This window comes from Pseudomonas sp. DTU_2021_1001937_2_SI_NGA_ILE_001, assembly GCF_032463525.1.
Taxonomy (GTDB): Bacteria; Pseudomonadota; Gammaproteobacteria; order Pseudomonadales; family Pseudomonadaceae; genus Aquipseudomonas.
The window spans coordinates 82,191-99,675 of the sequence record NZ_CP135971.1 but is presented as its reverse complement, the minus strand read 5'-3'; the positions used below and the strand labels follow the sequence as shown (position 1 = coordinate 99,675).

Here is a 17,485-nt window from a genome sequence, read left to right as displayed (position 1 = left end):
TTTGGCAATGCAATACAATCTCACCAGGATCGACCCGGATGCTCCTAACGAGCAGTATCCAATCGGCGAACGTAAAACCGTAGCCGACCCTCTCGAGGACCAGGTCCACAAGAACATCTTCATGGGCAAGCTCGAAGATGTTCTCAGCAACGCCGTCAACTGGGGTCGCAAGAACTCCCTGTGGCCGTATAACTTCGGCCTGTCGTGCTGCTATGTGGAAATGACCACCGCCTTCACGGCGCCCCACGACATCGCGCGCTTTGGCGCCGAGGTTATCCGGGCATCGCCGCGTCAGGCGGACTTCATGGTCATCGCCGGCACCTGCTTCATCAAGATGGCTCCGATCATCCAGCGTCTCTACGAGCAAATGCTCGAACCCAAGTGGGTCATTTCCATGGGCTCGTGCGCTAACTCCGGCGGCATGTACGACATCTACTCCGTGGTGCAGGGCGTGGACAAGTTCCTCCCTGTGGACGTCTACGTGCCCGGCTGCCCGCCCCGCCCCGAAGCGTTCCTGCAAGGCCTGATGCTGCTGCAGGAATCCATCGGCAAGGAGCGGCGCCCGCTTTCCTGGGTCGTCGGCGATCAAGGCATCTACCGTGCCGAAATGCCGTCGACCAAGGTGGAGCGCCGCGAACAGCGCATTCAGGTCACCAACCTGCGCAGCCCCGACGAAGTCTGATACGCCCCGTTCGGCCGCAACAAGGCAAGAACGGGGTCGACTCTGTACGTTGACCGAAGTGATCGAGACCTATGACTGCAGACACCGCTCTGTACATCCCGCCGTACAAGGCTGACGACCAAGATGTCGTCAACGAACTGAATTCCCGCTTCGGCGCCGAGGCCTTCACGGCTCAGTCGACCCGCACCGGCATGCCGGTGCTGTGGGTCGAGCGCGCCCGGCTGATCGAAGTACTGACTTTCCTGCGCAACGTCGCCAAGCCCTACTCCATGCTCTACGACCTGCATGGTGTGGACGAACGCCTGCGCACCCATCGTCGCGGCCTGCCCGGTGCCGATTTCACGGTGTTCTACCACCTGATGTCGATCGAGCGTAATAGTGACGTAATGATCAAGGTCGCGCTGTCCGAAAGCGACCTCAGCGTACCTACCGTGACCGGCATCTGGCCGAACGCCAACTGGTACGAACGCGAAGTCTGGGACATGTTCGGCATCGACTTCCCGGGCCACCCGCACCTGTCGCGCATCATGATGCCGCCGACCTGGGAAGGTCACCCGCTGCGCAAGGACTTCCCGGCCCGCGCCACCGAATTCGACCCGTTCAGCCTCAACCTCGCCAAACAGCAGCTCGAGGAAGAAGCCGCACGCTTCAACCCAGAAGACTGGGGCATGAAGCGCTCGGGCGCGAACGAGGACTACATGTTCCTCAACCTCGGCCCCAACCACCCTTCTGCGCACGGTGCCTTCCGTATCGTCCTGCAGCTCGACGGTGAAGAGATCGTCGACTGCGTACCGGACATCGGCTATCACCACCGCGGCGCCGAGAAGATGGGCGAGCGTCAGTCCTGGCACAGCTACATCCCCTACACCGATCGCATCGACTACCTGGGCGGGGTGATGAACAACCTGCCCTACGTGCTGGCGGTCGAGAAGCTGGCTGGCATCAAGGTGCCGGACCGCGTCAACACCATCCGCGTGATGATGGCCGAGTTCTTCCGCATCACCAGCCACCTGCTGTTCCTGGGTACCTACATCCAGGACGTCGGCGCCATGACCCCGGTGTTCTTTACCTTCACCGACCGTCAGCGTGCCTACACCGTGATCGAGGCGATCACCGGTTTCCGCCTGCACCCGGCCTGGTACCGCATCGGTGGCGTGGCTCACGACCTGCCACGCGGCTGGGAGAAGCTGGTCAAGGACTTCGTCGAATGGCTGCCAAAGCGCCTCGACGAGTACACCACGGCGGCACTGAAGAACAGCATCCTCAAGGGCCGTACCATCGGCGTTGCCGCCTACAACACCAAGGAAGCCCTGGAATGGGGCGTCACGGGTGCCGGCCTGCGTTCCACCGGCTGCGATTTCGACCTGCGCAAGGCGCGTCCGTACTCCGGCTACGAGAACTTCGAATTCGAGGTTCCGCTGGGTCATAACGGCGACGCCTACGACCGCTGCATGGTCCGCGTCGAGGAGATGCGCCAGAGTATCCGCATCATCGACCAGTGCCTGCGCAACATGCCCGAGGGGCCGTACAAGGCGGATCACCCGCTGACCACGCCGCCACCGAAGGAGCGCACCCTGCAGCACATCGAAACCTTGATCACCCACTTCCTGCAGGTTTCCTGGGGCCCGGTCATGCCGGCCAACGAATCCCTGCAGATGATCGAAGCGACCAAGGGTATCAACAGCTATTACCTGACGAGCGACGGCGGCACCATGAGCTACCGTACCCGGATCCGCACTCCGAGCTATCCGCACCTGCAGCAGATCCCTTCGGTGATCCGCGGCAGCATGGTCGCGGACCTCATTGCGTACCTGGGTAGTATCGACTTCGTTATGGCCGACGTGGACCGCTAAGCATGAACAGCCCACTTATCCAGACAGACCGTTTCGTTCTCAGCGAAACCGAGCGCTCGGCCATCGAGCACGAGATGCATCACTACGAGGACCCGCGCGCGGCGTCCATCGAAGCCCTGAAGATCGTCCAGAAAGAGCGTGGCTGGGTGCCGGACGGCGCCATCTACGCCATCAGCGAGGTCCTGGGTATCCCGGCCAGCGATGTCGAAGGCGTAGCCACCTTCTACAGCCAGATCTTCCGCCAGCCGGTCGGTCGCCACATCATCCGCGTATGCAACAGCATGGTGTGCTTCATCGGCGGCCACGAATCGATCGTCGAAGAGATCAAGAGCTCCCTGGGCATCGGCCTGGGCCAGACCACCGCCGACGGCCGCTTCACCCTGCTGCCGGTGTGCTGCCTGGGCAACTGCGACAAGGCGCCGGCCGTGATGGTCGACGACGACACCTTCGGCAACGTCGAACCCGGTGGCGTTGCCAAGATGCTGGAGGCTTACTCATGACCCTGACTTCCTTCGGCCCGGCCAACCGCATCACGCGCACGGCCGAAACTCATCCGCTGACCTGGCGCCTGCGTGACGACGGCGAGCCGGTATGGCTCGACGAATACCAGCAAAAGGACGGCTACGCGGCCGCACGCAAGGCCCTGACCCAGCAGTCGCCCGACGACATCGTGCAGTCCGTCAAGGACTCCGGCCTCAAGGGCCGTGGCGGCGCCGGCTTCCCCACCGGGGTGAAGTGGGGCCTGATGCCCAAGGACGAGTCCCTGAACATCCGCTACCTGCTGTGCAACGCGGACGAGATGGAACCCAACACTTGGAAAGACCGCATGCTGATGGAGCAACTGCCCCATCTGCTGATCGAAGGCATGCTGATCAGCGCCCGTGCGCTGAAAGCCTACCGCGGCTACATCTTCCTGCGCGGCGAATACGTCACCGCGGCCCGCCACCTCAACCGTGCGGTCGAGGAAGCCAAGGCCGCCGGCCTGCTGGGCAAGAACATCCTGGGCAGCGGCTTCGACTTCGAGCTGTTCGTCCACACCGGTGCGGGGCGCTACATCTGCGGTGAAGAAACCGCACTGATCAACTCCCTGGAAGGTCGCCGCGCCAACCCGCGCTCCAAGCCGCCCTTCCCTGCCGCCGTCGGCGTGTGGGGCAAGCCGACCTGCGTGAACAACGTCGAGACGCTGTGCAACGTGCCGGCCATCGTCAACAACGGCAACGACTGGTACAAGTCGCTGGCCCGTGAAGGCAGCGAAGACCACGGCACCAAGCTGATGGGCTTCTCCGGCAAGGTCAAGAACCCCGGCCTGTGGGAACTGCCGTTCGGCGTGACCGCCCGCGAGCTGTTCGAAGACTACGCCGGTGGCATGCGCGACGGCTTCAAGCTCAAGTGCTGGCAGCCTGGCGGCGCCGGTACCGGCTTCCTGCTCCCGGAGCACCTGGATGCGCAGATGTACGCCGGCGGCATCGCCAAGGTCGGCACGCGTATGGGTACCGGCCTTGCCATGGCGGTCGATGACAAGGTCAACATGGTTTCGCTGCTGCGCAACATGGAAGAGTTCTTCGCCCAGGAATCCTGTGGCTTCTGCACTCCATGCCGCGACGGCCTGCCGTGGAGCGTGAAGATGCTCCGCGCCCTGGAGAAAGGCCAGGGGCGTGCCGAGGACATCGAGACCCTGCTGGGTCTGGTCAACTTCCTCGGCCCTGGCCGCACCTTCTGCGCCCACGCACCGGGCGCCGTCGAGCCACTGGGCAGCGCGATCAAATACTTCAGGTCGGAATTCGAGGCCGGCGTCGCGCCATCCAGCGCGGGCCTGCCCATCCCCGGCAAGATCCCGACCAGCGTCGGGGCATAAAAAGACTGACCGGTCGGTAATGCCCCGCATTACCGACCCGTACCGGCTGACGCCGCCCCTGTCACGACAGGGGCCGTGCGAAGCGGGTACCACCGGATTCCATTAGCCACGCCCGCTGACAACGGGCCAACGAAGAACTTTGAACCATGGCCACTATCCACGTAGACGGCAAAGCGCTCGAAGTCAACGGTGCGGACAACCTGCTGCAGGCTTGTCTGTCACTGGGCCTCGACATCCCTTACTTCTGCTGGCACCCCGCGCTTGGCAGCGTCGGTGCCTGTCGCCAGTGCGCGGTCAAGCAGTACAACGACGAGAACGACACCCGTGGTCGTATCGTCATGTCCTGCATGACCCCTGCCACCGACAACACCTGGATCTCCATCGACGATGAAGAGTCCAAGGCCTTCCGCGCCAGTGTCGTGGAATGGCTGATGACCAACCACCCGCACGACTGCCCGGTGTGCGAGGAAGGCGGTCACTGCCACCTGCAGGACATGACGGTGATGACCGGCCACAACGAGCGCCGTTATCGCTTCACCAAGCGTACACACCAGAACCAGGACCTGGGGCCGTTCATCGCACACGAGATGAACCGCTGCATCGCCTGCTACCGCTGCGTGCGCTACTACAAGGACTACGCCGGTGGTACCGACCTGGGCGTCTACGGTGCACACGACAACGTGTACTTCGGCCGCGTCGAGGACGGCGTGCTGGAGAGCGAGTTCTCCGGCAACCTGACCGAGGTCTGCCCGACCGGTGTGTTCACCGACAAGACCCACTCCGAGCGCTACAACCGCAAGTGGGACATGCAGTTCGCCCCGAGCATCTGCCACGGCTGCTCCAGTGGCTGCAACATCAGCCCCGGCGAGCGCTACGGCGAGCTGCGCCGCATCGAGAACCGCTTCAACGGTTCGGTGAACCAGTACTTCCTGTGCGACCGTGGCCGCTTCGGCTATGGCTACGTCAACCGCACCGACCGCCCACGCCAGCCGCTGCTGAACAAGGCGGGCAGCCAGGTCAAGCTGAGCCTGGACGAGGCGCTGGACACCGCCGCCGACCTGCTGCGTGGCCGGACCATCGTCGGTATCGGCTCTCCACGCGCCAGCCTCGAAGGCAACCATGCGCTGCGCGAGCTGGTCGGCAACGACTACTTCTACAGCGGTATCGAAGCCGGTGAACTGGAGCGCGTACGCCTGGCCGCCCAGGTGCTGTCTGACAGCCCGCTGCCGATTCCGAACATGCGCGACATCGAAGATCACGACGCGGTCTTCGTCCTCGGTGAAGACCTCACCCAGACCGCTGCCCGTATGGCGCTGGCCGTACGTCAGGCGGTCAAGGGCAAGGCCCGCGACATGGCTGCCGCGATGAAGGTCCAGCCATGGCTCGACGCTGCAGTGCGCAACATCGCCCAGCATGAGCTGAACCCGCTGTTCATCGCCAGCCTGGCTGAAACCCGCCTGGACGACGTGGCCGAAGAATGCGTGCATGCCGCGCCGGATGACCTGGCCCGCCTGGGCTTCGCCGTGGCGCATGCCATCGATGCCAGCGCCCCGGCCGTCGAAGGTCTGGACAGCGAAGCGCGCGAACTGGTGCAGCGCATCGCCGACGCCCTGTTGGCCGCCAAGCGTCCGCTGGTCATCTCCGGTGGTTCGCTGGGCTCCAAGGCCATGATCGAGGCCGCTGCCAACATCGCCAAGGCGCTCAAGCTGCGCGAAAAAGCAGGCTCGCTGAGCCTGGTGGTGCCGGAAGCCAACAGCATGGGCCTGGCCCTGCTCGGTGGCGACTCGGTAGACGCCGCCCTGCAGCGCGTAGTCTCCGGCGAAGCCGATGCCATCGTGGTGCTGGAGAACGACCTCTACACCCGTACCGATGCCGCCCTGGTCGATGCCGCACTGAACGCCGCCAAGGTGGTGATCGTCGCCGACCACCAGAAGACTGCCACCACCGACCGCGCCCACCTGGTGCTGCCGGCGGCCAGCTTCGCCGAAGGCGACGGTACCCTGGTCAGCCAGGAAGGCCGCGCCCAGCGCTTCTTCCAGGTCTTCGACCCAACCTACCTGGACGCCAGCATCCTGATCCACGAAGGCTGGCGCTGGCTGCACGCCCTGCGTTCCACCCTGCTCGGCCAGGCCGTCGACTGGACCCAGCTGGACCAGGCCACCGCAGCCTGCGCCGCCGCCAGCCCACGCCTGGCCAGCATCGTCGATGCCGCGCCTTCCGCGTCGTTCCGCATCAAGGGCCTGAAGCTGGCCCGTGAGCCACTGCGTTACAGCGGCCGGACCGCCATGCGCGCCAACATCAGCGTGCACGAACCGCGCACCCCGCAAGACCAGGACACCGCGTTCTCGTTCTCGATGGAAGGCTATTCGGGCTCTGCCGAGCCTCGCCAGCAGGTGCCGTTCGCCTGGTCGCCGGGCTGGAACTCGCCACAGGCCTGGAACAAGTTCCAGGACGAAGTCGGTGGCCACCTGCGTGCCGGCGACCCGGGCGTACGCCTGATCGAAAGCAGCGGTGATCGCCTGAACTGGTTCGCCACTGTGCCACGCGCCTTCGCTCCAGCCCAGGGCACTTGGCAGGCCGTTCCGGTTCACCACCTGTTCGGCAGTGAAGAGAACAGCGCCAAGGCCGCACCGGTGCAGGAACGCATCCCACAAGCCTACGTCGCCCTCGCCAAAGCCGAAGCTGACCGCCTGGGCGTCAACGAAGGCGCGTTGCTGTCGCTGAACGTGGCGGGCAAGGCCCTGCGCCTGCCGCTGCGCATCGATGAAGAACTGGGCGCTGGCCTGGTCGCCCTGCCGGTCGGCCTGGCAGGCATTCCGCCGGCGTTCTCCGGCAAACCCGTTGACGGTCTGCAGGAGGCAGCGCAATGAGCTGGTTCACCCCTGAAGTGATCGATGTGATCATCGCGGTCCTCAAGGCCATCGTCATCCTGCTCGCCGTAGTGGTCTGCGGCGCCCTGCTCAGCTTCGTCGAACGACGCCTGCTGGGCTGGTGGCAGGACCGCTATGGTCCGAACCGGGTCGGCCCGTTCGGCATGTTCCAGATCGCTGCGGACATGCTGAAGATGTTCTTCAAGGAAGACTGGATGCCGCCGTTCGCCGACAAGGTGATCTTCACCCTGGCGCCGGTGGTGGCCATGAGCGCCCTGCTGATCTCCTTCGTGGTCATCCCGATCACCCCGACCTGGGGCGTGGCGGACCTGAACATCGGCCTGCTGTTCTTCTTCGCCATGGCTGGCCTGTCGGTCTACGCGGTGCTGTTCGCCGGTTGGTCGAGCAACAACAAGTACGCCCTGCTGGGCAGCCTGCGGGCCTCGGCGCAAACCGTGTCGTACGAAGTGTTCATGGGCCTGGCGCTGATGGGCGTGGTGGTCCAGGCCGGTTCGTTCAACATGCGCGACATCGTCGAATATCAGGCTCAGAACCTGTGGTTCATCATTCCGCAGTTCTTCGGCTTCTGCACCTTCTTCATCGCGGGCGTCGCCGTGACTCACCGTCACCCGTTCGACCAGCCCGAGGCCGAGCAGGAACTGGCCGACGGTTACCACATCGAGTATGCCGGCATGAAATGGGGCATGTTCTTCGTCGGCGAATACATCGGCATCGTGCTGGTGTCGGCGCTGCTGGTGACCCTGTTCTTCGGTGGCTGGCACGGTCCATTCGACCTGCTGCCGCAGGTGCCTTTCCTGTGGTTTGCGCTGAAAACCGCCTTCTTCATCATGCTGTTCATCCTGCTGCGCGCGTCCATCCCGCGTCCGCGCTATGACCAGGTGATGGATTTCAGCTGGAAATTCTGCCTGCCGCTGACCCTGATCAATCTGCTGGTGACTGCCGCGATCGTGTTGCTCAACACGCCGGCAGGCTCGGTTCAGTGAGGTACTGACCCATGTTCAAATATATTGGCGACATCGTTAAGGGTACGGGTACCCAGCTGCGCAGCCTGGTGATGATCTTCGGCCATGGCTTCCGCAAGCGCGACACCCTGCAATATCCGGAAGAGCCGGTTTACCTGGCGCCGCGCTACCGTGGCCGCATCGTTCTGACCCGCGACCCCGACGGCGAAGAGCGCTGCGTGGCCTGCAACCTGTGCGCCGTGGCCTGCCCGGTCGGCTGCATCTCGCTGCAGAAGACCGAAGCCGAGGACGGCCGCTGGTATCCCGAGTTCTTCCGCATCAACTTCTCGCGCTGCATCTTCTGCGGCCTGTGCGAGGAAGCCTGCCCGACCACCGCGATCCAGCTCACGCCGGATTTCGAAATGGCCGACTTCAAACGTCAGGACCTGGTGTACGAGAAAGAAGACCTGCTGATTTCCGGCCCCGGCAAGAACCCCGACTATAACTTCTATCGCGTTGCCGGCATGGCGATCTCCGGCAAGCCGAAAGGCACCGCGCAGAACGAAGCCGAGCCGATCAACGTGAAGAGCTTGCTGCCATAAGGAAGTACAGATGGAATTCGCTTTCTACTTCGCATCCGGCATTGCTGTCGTGTCGACCCTGCGGGTCATCACGAACACCAATCCCGTGCATGCCCTGCTCTACCTGATCATCTCGCTGATCGCCGTGGCCATGACCTTCTTCAGCCTCGGCGCGCCGTTCGCCGGTGTACTGGAGATCATCGCCTACGCTGGCGCGATCATGGTCCTGTTCGTCTTCGTGGTCATGATGCTCAACCTCGGCCCGGCCTCGGTGCAGCAGGAACGCACCTGGTTCAAGCCTGGTATCTGGGCGGGCCCGGTGTTCCTCGGCGGCATGCTGCTGTTCGAACTGCTCTACGTGCTGTTCGCCAACCCTACCGGCGCCAGCCTGGGCCACACCACCGTGGACGCCAAGGCCGTCGGTGTCAGCCTGTTCGGTCCTTACCTGCTGGTGGTCGAGCTGGCCTCGATGCTCCTGCTGGCCGCTGCCGTGACCGCATTCCACCTGGGTCGTAGCGACAACAAGGAAGAAGGAGCCAAGCCATGAATGCTATTCCTCTCGAACATGGCCTGGCAGTCGCCGGTGTCCTGTTCTGCCTGGGCCTGGTCGGCCTGATGGTGCGCCGCAACATCCTCTTCGTGCTGATGAGCCTGGAAGTGATGATGAACGCCGCCGCACTGGCGTTCGTGGTAGCCGGCAGCCGCTGGGGCCAGCCTGATGGACAGGTGATGTTCATCCTGGTGATCAGCCTGGCAGCCGCCGAGGCCAGTATCGGCCTGGCGATCCTGATGCAGCTGTATCGCCGCTTCCACACTCTCGATATCGATGCAGCCAGCGAGATGCGCGGATGAACCTTCTCTTTCTGACTTTCGTATTCCCCCTGATCGGTTTCCTGCTGCTGTCGTTCTCTCGTGGACGCCTCTCGGAAAACCTTTCTGCGCTGATCGGCGTCGGCTCGGTGGGCCTGTCGGCCCTCGTGACCGCCTGGATCATCTGGCAGTTCAACACCACCATCCCAGAAGGCGGCCACTACACCCAGGTGCTGTGGCGCTGGATGGACGTGGACGGCTTCAGCCCCAACTTCGCCCTGTACCTGGATGGCCTGTCGGTCACCATGCTGGGCGTGGTGGTCGGCGTTGGCTTCCTGATCCACCTGTTCGCCTCGTGGTACATGCGCGGTGAAGAGGGCTATTCGCGCTTCTTCTCCTACACCAACCTGTTCATCGCCAGCATGCTGTTCCTGATTCTCGGGGACAACCTGCTGTTCATCTACTTCGGTTGGGAAGGCGTGGGCCTGTGCAGCTATCTGCTGATCGGCTTCTACTACAGCCACCGCAAGAACGGCGATGCCGCCCTCAAGGCGTTCATCGTCACCCGTATCGGTGACGTGTTCATGGCCATCGGCCTGTTCATCCTGTTCCAGCAGCTCGGCACCCTGAATATCCAGGAACTGCTGGTGCGTGCCCCAGAGCACTTCAAGGCCGGCGACTTCTGGATCGTCCTGGCCACCCTGATGCTGCTCGGCGGTGCGGTGGGCAAGTCGGCGCAGCTGCCGCTGCAGACCTGGCTGGCGGACGCGATGGCCGGCCCGACCCCGGTGTCGGCGCTGATCCACGCGGCTACCATGGTGACCGCAGGCGTTTACCTGATCGCCCGTACCCACGGCCTGTTCGCCCTGGCGCCGGACATTCTGCACCTGGTCGGCATCGTCGGCGGCGTGACCCTGGTACTGGCTGGCTTCGCCGCGCTGGTGCAGACCGACATCAAGCGCATCCTCGCCTACTCGACCATGAGCCAGATCGGCTACATGTTCCTGGCTCTGGGCGTCGGCGCCTGGGAAGGCGCGATCTTCCACCTGATGACCCACGCGTTCTTCAAGGCCCTGCTGTTCCTTGCCTCGGGTGCGGTGATCGTCGCCTGCCACCACGAGCAGAACATCTTCAAGATGGGCGGCCTGTGGAAGAAACTGCCACTGGCCTACGCCAGCTTCATCGTCGGTGGTGCCGCCCTGGCCGCCCTGCCGCTGTTGACCGCCGGCTTCTACTCCAAGGACGAGATCCTCTGGGAAGCCTTCGCCAGCGGCCACACCGGCCTGCTGTACGCGGGTCTGGTGGGTGCGTTCATGACTTCGATCTACACCTTCCGCCTGATCTTCATCGCCTTCCATGGCGAGGCCAAGACCGAAGCGCATGCGGGCCATGGCATTTCCCACTGGCTGCCGCTGTCGGTGCTGATCGTGCTGTCGACCTTCGTCGGCGCCTGGATCACTCCGCCACTGGCCGGTGTCCTGCCACAGAGCGTCGGCCATGCCGGTGGCGAAGCCAAGCACAGCCTGGAAATCGCCTCGGGCGCCATCGCCATCGCTGGTATCGTCCTGGCAGCGCTGCTGTTCCTGGGCAAACGCACCCTGGCCACTGCCATCGCCAACAGCGGCATCGGCCGCCTGCTCTCGGCCTGGTGGTTCGCCGCGTGGGGCTTCGACTGGATCTACGACATGCTGTTCGTCAAGCCTTACCTGGCGATCAGCCGTCTGCTGCGCAGCGATCCGTTCGACCGCATCATTGGTGTGATCCCACGTCTGGTCAAAGGGGGTCATGTCTCCATGAGCCGCACCGAGACCGGCCAGCTTCGTTGGTATGCAGCCTCGATCGCCTTCGGAGCCATTCTGGTCCTGGGCGGCATCCTGGTTGCGGTCTGACATGAACCTTGCGAATTTGCGAAAGGAATTGAGCCCGTCATGATTCTGCCTTGGCTAATCCTGATCCCCTTTATCGGCGGCCTGCTCTGCTGGCAGTTCGAGCGCGTCAGCGCCACGATGCCACGCTGGATCGCGCTGGCGACCATGTCCCTGCTGCTGGGCCTCGGCCTGTGGCTGTGGGCTGTCGGCAACTACACCCTGGCGCCTGCTCCTGGCGCCGCTCCCACCTGGACCCTGGAATACCAGGCCCAGTGGATCACCCGCTTCGGCATCAGCCTGCACCTGGCCCTGGACGGCCTGTCGCTGCTGATGATCATGCTCACCGGCCTGCTCGGTGTGCTGTCGGTCCTGTGTTCGTGGAAAGAGATCGACCGCAAGGTCGGCTTCTTCCACCTGAACCTGATGTGGATCCTCGGTGGCGTGGTCGGCGTGTTCCTGGCCGTCGACCTGTTCCTGTTCTTCTTCTTCTGGGAAATGATGCTGGTGCCGATGTACTTCCTCATCGCGCTCTGGGGTCATAGTTCGGCAGACGGCAAGAAGACCCGGATCTACGCCGCCACCAAGTTCTTCATCTTCACCCAGGCCAGCGGCCTGATCATGCTGGTGGCGATCCTCGGCCTGGTGCTGGTGCACTACAACCAGACCGGCAACCTGACCTTCGCCTACGCCGAGCTGCTGAAGACCCAACTGGCTCCTGGCACCGAGTACATCCTGATGCTGGGCTTCTTCATCGCCTTCGCGGTGAAGCTGCCGGTGGTGCCGCTGCACTCCTGGCTGCCAGACGCCCACGCCCAGGCGCCGACCGCCGGTTCCGTGGACCTGGCAGGTATCCTGCTGAAGACCGCCGCCTACGGCCTGCTGCGCTTCGCGCTGCCGCTGTTCCCCAATGCCTCGGCAGAGTTCGCGCCCATCGCTATGGCCCTGGGTCTGGTCGGTATCTTCTACGGCGCCTTCCTGGCCTTCGCACAGACCGACATCAAGCGCCTGATCGCCTTCTCCAGCGTCTCGCACATGGGCTTCGTGCTGATCGGTATCTATTCCGGCAGCCAACAGGCCCTGCAGGGCGTGGTGGTGCAGATGATCGCCCACGGTCTCTCGGCAGCCGCCCTGTTCATCCTCAGTGGCCAGCTGTACGAGCGCCTGCACACCCGTGACATGCGCCAGATGGGCGGCCTGTGGTCGCGCATTCCTTACCTGCCAGCCATCAGCCTGTTCTTCGCCGCCGCATCGCTGGGCCTGCCGGGCACCGGCAACTTCGTCGGCGAATTCCTGATCCTGCTGGGCAGCTTCGTCAGCTCGCCATGGGTCACGGCGATCGCCACCTCCGGCCTGGTATTCGGTTCGGTGTACTCGCTGATCATGATCCACCGTGCCTACTTCGGCCCATCGCAGTCCGATGCGGTGTACAAGGGCCTGGACGCACGGGAAATGATCATGGTGCTCGGCCTGGCCGTCCTGCTGATCGTGCTGGGCGTGTATCCGCAGCCGTTTCTGGACACTTCGGCGTCGACCATGCATGGCGTGCAGCAATGGCTAGGCACTGCCTTCACTCAACTCGCTTCGGCCCGGTAAGAGCGCTATGGACCTGACGATTCAACACTTTATTGCGCTAGGCCCTCTGCTGATCACCAGCATCACCGTCGTGGTGGTGATGCTGGCCATCGCATGGCGCCGCAATCACTCGCAAACCTTCCTGCTCAGTGTGGCAGGCCTGAACCTGGCGCTGCTGTCGGTCTATCCGGCCCTGAAGGTCGCGCCACTGGTGGTCACCCCTCTGCTGCACGTAGACCCCTTCGCGTGCTTCTACATGGCGCTGATCCTGGCTTCGACCCTGGCCTGCGTCACCATGGCGCATGCCTACCTGGGCGACGGCAAGGTCGGCTACCCTGGCAACCGCGAAGAGCTGTACCTGCTGGTGCTGCTGGCCGCGGCCGGTGGCATGGTTCTGGTCTGCGCACAGAACCTCGCCGGGCTGTTCATCGGCCTGGAACTGCTCTCGGTGCCGGTCTACGGCCTGGTGGCCTACGCCTTCTTCAACAAGCGCTCGCTGGAAGGCGGCATCAAGTACATGGTGCTGTCGGCTGCGGGTTCCGCGTTCCTGCTGTTCGGTATGGCACTGCTGTATGCCGAGTCCGGCAGCCTGAGCTTCGACGGCATCGGCAAGGCCCTGGCGGCCACCGGCATGCCGAGCCCGATCGCCAGTCTGGGTCTGGGCATGATGGTCGTGGGCCTGGCGTTCAAGCTGTCGCTGGTACCCTTCCACCTGTGGACCCCGGACGTCTACGAAGGCGCTCCGGCGCCGGTAGCGGCGTTCCTGGCCACTGCCAGCAAGGTGGCGGTGTTCGCGGTACTGGTGCGCCTGTTCCAGATCTCCCCGGCCGCCAGCAGCGGTGTGCTGCACGACGTGCTGGCGGTTATCGCCGTCGCTTCCATCGTGGTCGGTAACCTGCTGGCCCTGGTGCAGAACAACCTCAAGCGTCTGCTCGGTTACTCGTCCATCGCGCACTTCGGTTACCTGATGATCGCCCTGGTGGCGAGCAAGGGCATGGCCGTGGAAGCCATCGGTGTGTACCTGACCACCTACGTGCTGACCTCGCTGGGCAGCTTCGGGGTGATCACCATGATGTCGTCGCCATACGCCGGTCGCGATGCCGACGCCATGTTCGAGTATCGCGGCCTGTTCTGGCGCCGCCCTTACCTGACCGCAGTCATGACCCTGATGATGCTGTCGCTGGCCGGCATCCCACTGACCGCCGGCTTCATCGGCAAGTTCTACATCATTGCCAGCGGTGTGGAATCGCAACTGTGGTGGCTGGTCGGCGCGCTGGTGCTGGGCAGTGCCATCGGGGTGTTCTACTACCTGCGCGTGATGGTCACCATGTACCTGGTGGACAACAAGCTGCCGCGTCACGACGCTGCCATCAACTGGGCACAACGTACCGGCGGCGTGATGCTGCTGGCCGTGGCGATCCTGACCTTCGCCCTGGGTGTCTACCCGCAGCCGTTGCTGGACCTGGTGGTCAACGCAGGTATCCACCTGCCAGGCTGATAAATCGGTCGTTCACAAAAAACCCTGCCTCGGCAGGGTTTTTTTATACCGCTACAACCTCTGTGATCTAGCCTGGCAGACGCACGGGACGGCGATTGGTGCTGAACAGCCCCCAGCTCGACATGAACAGCGCAGCGATCAGCGGGCCGATGACGAAGCCGTTGAGGCCGAACACCGACATGCCGCCCAAGGTGGTAATCAGGATCAGATAGTCCGGCATACGGGTGTCCTTGCCCACCAGCAGGGGGCGCAGCAGGTTGTCGACCAGGCCGATGACGAAGATCCCGAACAGGCCCAGCACCACGCCTTGCCAGAGCATGCCGCTGAGCAGGAAGTACACTGCCACCGGTGCCCAGACGATCCCCGCCCCTACCGCCGGCAGCAACGACAGGAAGGCCATGATCACCGCCCACAGCAACGCGCTGGGGATGTCCAGCAGCCAGAAGATCAGGCCACCCAGCGCGCCTTGAGTGACCGCGACCACGATGTTGCCTTTCACCGTCGCACGCACCACACGGGTGAACTTCAGTTGCAGGCGGCGCTTATGCTGGTCGGCCAATGGCACGGCATTGCGGATCTTGCGCACCAGCTCATGGCCGTCGCGCAGAAAGAAGAACAACAGGTAGAGCATGATGAAGAAGCCCACCACGAAATCGAAGGTGCCCTGACCGAAGCTGAACGCCTGGGTCGCCAGATACTGGCTGCCCTGCATGGCACCCTTGGTGATCTTGTCCCGCAGGCCGTTGAAGTCGCCCATGCCCAGGCGATCGAGCAGGTGCTGGGCAGAGGCCGGCAGCAGCATCTTGAACTCGTCCAGGTAGGCTGCGATGTCCAGCTTGCCGCTCTCGACGTTCTTGTAGAGCAATGCCCCTTCCTGAACCAGCATGGCGCTGATGACGATGACCGGCAGGATCGCGATGACCAGGCAGATACCCAGTGTGGCCAGCGCCGTGCGGTTGCGCTCCCAGTGCAGGCGGTTCTGCAGGCGGCGCTGCATGGGCGAAAAGATCACCGCCAGGGTCACGGCCCAGAACACCGCGCCGTAGAACGGCAACAGGATCCAGATGAAGGCGATGCTGACCAATACCAGCAGCAGGATAAAGGTCTTGTAGTGCAGGGAGGTTTCGTTCATGTCTCGTCCGTGTCGTCAGGCTGACTGATGCCCGTTCAGAGCGTTAGTCAGCCTGGCGACCGGCGAGTGCCGTACTTTATGCCCAGCCTGCGCAGCGGATCAGACGCGGAACTGGCCCGCCAGGCTGTCCAGCCGCTGCCCCAGGTCGGCCAGGCTGCGCGAAGTGCTCGCGCCTTGACGGGTCTGCTCGGCGACGCTGTCCACGGCCACGGCGATCTGATGCACGCTGCGGTTGATCTCTTCGGCCACGGCGGTCTGCTCTTCGGCAGCACTGGCGATCTGCGCATTCATGGCATTGATGGTGGCGATCAACTCGCTGATGGTCACCAGTGACTGACCGGCTTCGGTTGCCTTGTTCGAGGTGCCCTCCCCCGCCTCGCTGGAGCGACGCATGGCATTGACCGCCTCTTGGGTGCCGGACTGCAGGCGATCAATCATGCCCTGGATCTCCTGAGTACTCTGCTGGGTACGGCTCGCCAGTGCCCGTACCTCATCGGCCACCACCGCAAAGCCACGACCGGCCTCGCCCGCGCGCGCCGCTTCGATGGCCGCGTTGAGCGCCAGCAAGTTGGTCTGCTCGGCAATCGAACGAATCACCCCCAGTACGCCGACGATGGCACTGACATCTTGCTGCAGGCTGTCCAGTGAAGCACCGCTCTTGCGGATATCCTCGACCAGCAAGTGGATCTGCTTCACGCTGCCATCCACCACACTTTTGGCGACGCGTCCCTGCTCGTCAGTCTGCTGGGCCGCCGAGGAGGCATTCTGCGCACTGTGCGCTACCTCATGGGCAGCAGCAGACATCTGGTTGATGGCGGTGGCGACCTGGTCGGTCTCGTAGCGCTGGCTGTCCATGGCCTGCTCGGACCGCTGGGCCTGGGCAGATACCTCGGCCACCAGCCCGGTCAACTGGGTCGTCACCTCGGTCATCTGCCTTACCAGCGAATGGATCTTGTCGACGAAGCGGTTGAAGGAACCGGCCAATTCACCCAGCTCATCCTGGCTAGTCACGGGCAGGCGGCGGGTCAGGTCGCCTTCACCGGCAGCGATATCGTCCAGGCTGGCCTTCATCAGGCGCAGTGGGCGTAACAGGGTGCCGGTGACCAGCACGCCGACGATACTGATGATCAGCACCAGCGCGACGGCGATTCCGAGGATGCTGTAGAGCATCTCCTGCAGGCGGGCCTCGATGTTTTTACGCACTTGGGCCACTTGGGCTTCGATACCGTCGAGGTTAACTGCGCTGCCCACCACCAGGTCCCACTTGGGCAGGTATTCGGTGTAACCAATCTTGGGCACCGGCTCGGTCTGGCCAGGCAGGGCCGACGCGTAGCGTACGTAGTGGGTGCCGTTCTTGCCGACCGCGACCAGCTCGCGGTTGGTGTACACACCGTTGGGGTCGCGCGCATCGTTGAAGCTCTTGCCGATACCGTCGGAGCTGTTGCTGCGGAAGATGCGGATGACGTTCGAGTCGTAGCCGAACAGGTAACCGTCCTTGCCGTAGCTCACGGCAGAGAACTGCTTGATGGCGGCCGCCTTGGGGGCCTCGTCGCCAGGGGCCGCGGCATCGTATAGGGGCTTGATCGCACTGAGGGCGATGGTGACATGATCCTTGAGGTTGACCTTGGCTTCCTCGAGCAGCCGCTCACGTGTTTCGTTGACCTCCTGGTCGGCTTGCTGGTGGAGGATATAGATGGTCGAAACACTGATGATCAGTGCGAAGAGAACAACCGGCGCGACGGCCAGTGACATGACCTTGCCTTTCAGATTAGGACGCATGGGCTGTGCCTTATGGTTGTCGT

The 17,485-nt window shown here is 63.5% G+C and carries 13 protein-coding genes and 2 pseudogenes; 12 read left to right on the top strand and 3 right to left on the bottom strand.

Annotated elements, in window-relative coordinates; translation table 11 throughout:
- The first annotated feature begins 7 nt into the window (after nt 1–7).
- The 12 genes from RRX38_RS00450 to nuoN all read left to right on the top strand — a co-directional run bounded on the left by RRX38_RS00450 (nt 8) and on the right by nuoN (nt 14,551).
- Complete coding sequence (locus RRX38_RS00450) at nt 8–682, top strand: NuoB/complex I 20 kDa subunit family protein (protein ID WP_295477752.1); 675 nt, start codon at nt 8–10, stop codon at nt 680–682.
- A 71-nt stretch (nt 683–753) separates the two neighbouring features.
- Nucleotides 754–2,535, top strand: a complete 1,782-nt coding sequence (gene nuoC / locus RRX38_RS00445) for an NADH-quinone oxidoreductase subunit C/D (protein WP_295477755.1) — start codon at nt 754–756, stop codon at nt 2,533–2,535.
- A 2-nt stretch (nt 2,536–2,537) separates the two neighbouring features.
- Complete coding sequence (nuoE, locus tag RRX38_RS00440) at nt 2,538–3,035, top strand: NADH-quinone oxidoreductase subunit NuoE (protein WP_295477757.1); 498 nt, start codon at nt 2,538–2,540, stop codon at nt 3,033–3,035.
- The gene (gene nuoF / locus RRX38_RS00435; protein ID WP_295477760.1) at nt 3,032–4,390 is read left to right on the top strand and encodes an NADH-quinone oxidoreductase subunit NuoF; all 1,359 of its coding nucleotides are present in this window, start codon (nt 3,032–3,034) and stop codon (nt 4,388–4,390) included. The genes nuoE and nuoF overlap by 4 nt, the downstream gene beginning before the upstream one ends.
- 146 nt (nt 4,391–4,536) lie before the next feature.
- Complete coding sequence (nuoG, locus tag RRX38_RS00430; RefSeq protein ID WP_315961067.1) at nt 4,537–7,260, top strand: NADH-quinone oxidoreductase subunit NuoG; 2,724 nt, start codon at nt 4,537–4,539, stop codon at nt 7,258–7,260.
- Nucleotides 7,257–8,264 carry an NADH-quinone oxidoreductase subunit NuoH gene (gene nuoH, locus RRX38_RS00425; RefSeq protein ID WP_315961066.1) on the top strand — a complete coding sequence of 336 codons (1,008 nt, stop codon included), beginning with the start codon at nt 7,257–7,259 and terminating at the stop codon, nt 8,262–8,264. The genes nuoG and nuoH overlap by 4 nt, the downstream gene beginning before the upstream one ends.
- An 11-nt stretch (nt 8,265–8,275) precedes the next feature.
- On the top strand, nt 8,276–8,824 hold the full coding sequence (gene nuoI, locus RRX38_RS00420; RefSeq protein ID WP_315961065.1) for an NADH-quinone oxidoreductase subunit NuoI: 549 nt from the start codon (nt 8,276–8,278) through the stop codon (nt 8,822–8,824).
- Between the two features lie 10 nt (nt 8,825–8,834).
- Nucleotides 8,835–9,350, top strand: coding sequence for an NADH-quinone oxidoreductase subunit J (gene nuoJ, locus RRX38_RS00415; protein WP_315961064.1), 516 nt, complete (start codon nt 8,835–8,837; stop codon nt 9,348–9,350).
- Nucleotides 9,347–9,655 carry an NADH-quinone oxidoreductase subunit NuoK gene (nuoK, locus tag RRX38_RS00410; protein ID WP_056836985.1) on the top strand — a complete coding sequence of 103 codons (309 nt, stop codon included), beginning with the start codon at nt 9,347–9,349 and terminating at the stop codon, nt 9,653–9,655. The genes nuoJ and nuoK overlap by 4 nt, the downstream gene beginning before the upstream one ends.
- A complete protein-coding gene (gene nuoL / locus RRX38_RS00405) occupies nt 9,652–11,502 on the top strand; it encodes an NADH-quinone oxidoreductase subunit L (protein WP_315961063.1) in 1,851 nt (616 codons plus the stop codon). Before nuoK ends, nuoL begins: the two co-directional genes overlap by 4 nt.
- A gap of 39 nt (nt 11,503–11,541) precedes the next feature.
- Nucleotides 11,542–13,074, top strand: coding sequence for an NADH-quinone oxidoreductase subunit M (nuoM, locus tag RRX38_RS00400; RefSeq protein WP_315961062.1), 1,533 nt, complete (start codon nt 11,542–11,544; stop codon nt 13,072–13,074).
- 7 nt (nt 13,075–13,081) lie between these two features.
- Nucleotides 13,082–14,551, top strand: a complete 1,470-nt coding sequence (nuoN, locus tag RRX38_RS00395) for an NADH-quinone oxidoreductase subunit NuoN (RefSeq protein ID WP_315961061.1) — start codon at nt 13,082–13,084, stop codon at nt 14,549–14,551.
- 67 nt (nt 14,552–14,618) lie between these two features.
- Here nuoN and RRX38_RS00390 read toward each other — a convergent pair whose 3' ends face one another.
- The 3 genes and pseudogenes from RRX38_RS00390 to RRX38_RS24880 form a co-directional block, all read right to left on the bottom strand.
- Nucleotides 14,619–15,683, bottom strand: a complete 1,065-nt coding sequence (locus RRX38_RS00390; protein WP_315961060.1) for an AI-2E family transporter — start codon at nt 15,681–15,683, stop codon at nt 14,619–14,621.
- Between the two features lie 99 nt (nt 15,684–15,782).
- Nucleotides 15,783–16,376 (bottom strand): annotated as a pseudogene (locus tag RRX38_RS24885) (methyl-accepting chemotaxis protein); the annotation flags it as partial.
- Between the two features lie 264 nt (nt 16,377–16,640).
- Nucleotides 16,641–17,435 (bottom strand): annotated as a pseudogene (locus tag RRX38_RS24880) (cache domain-containing protein); the annotation flags it as partial.
- Between the last annotated feature and the right edge of the window lie 50 nt (nt 17,436–17,485).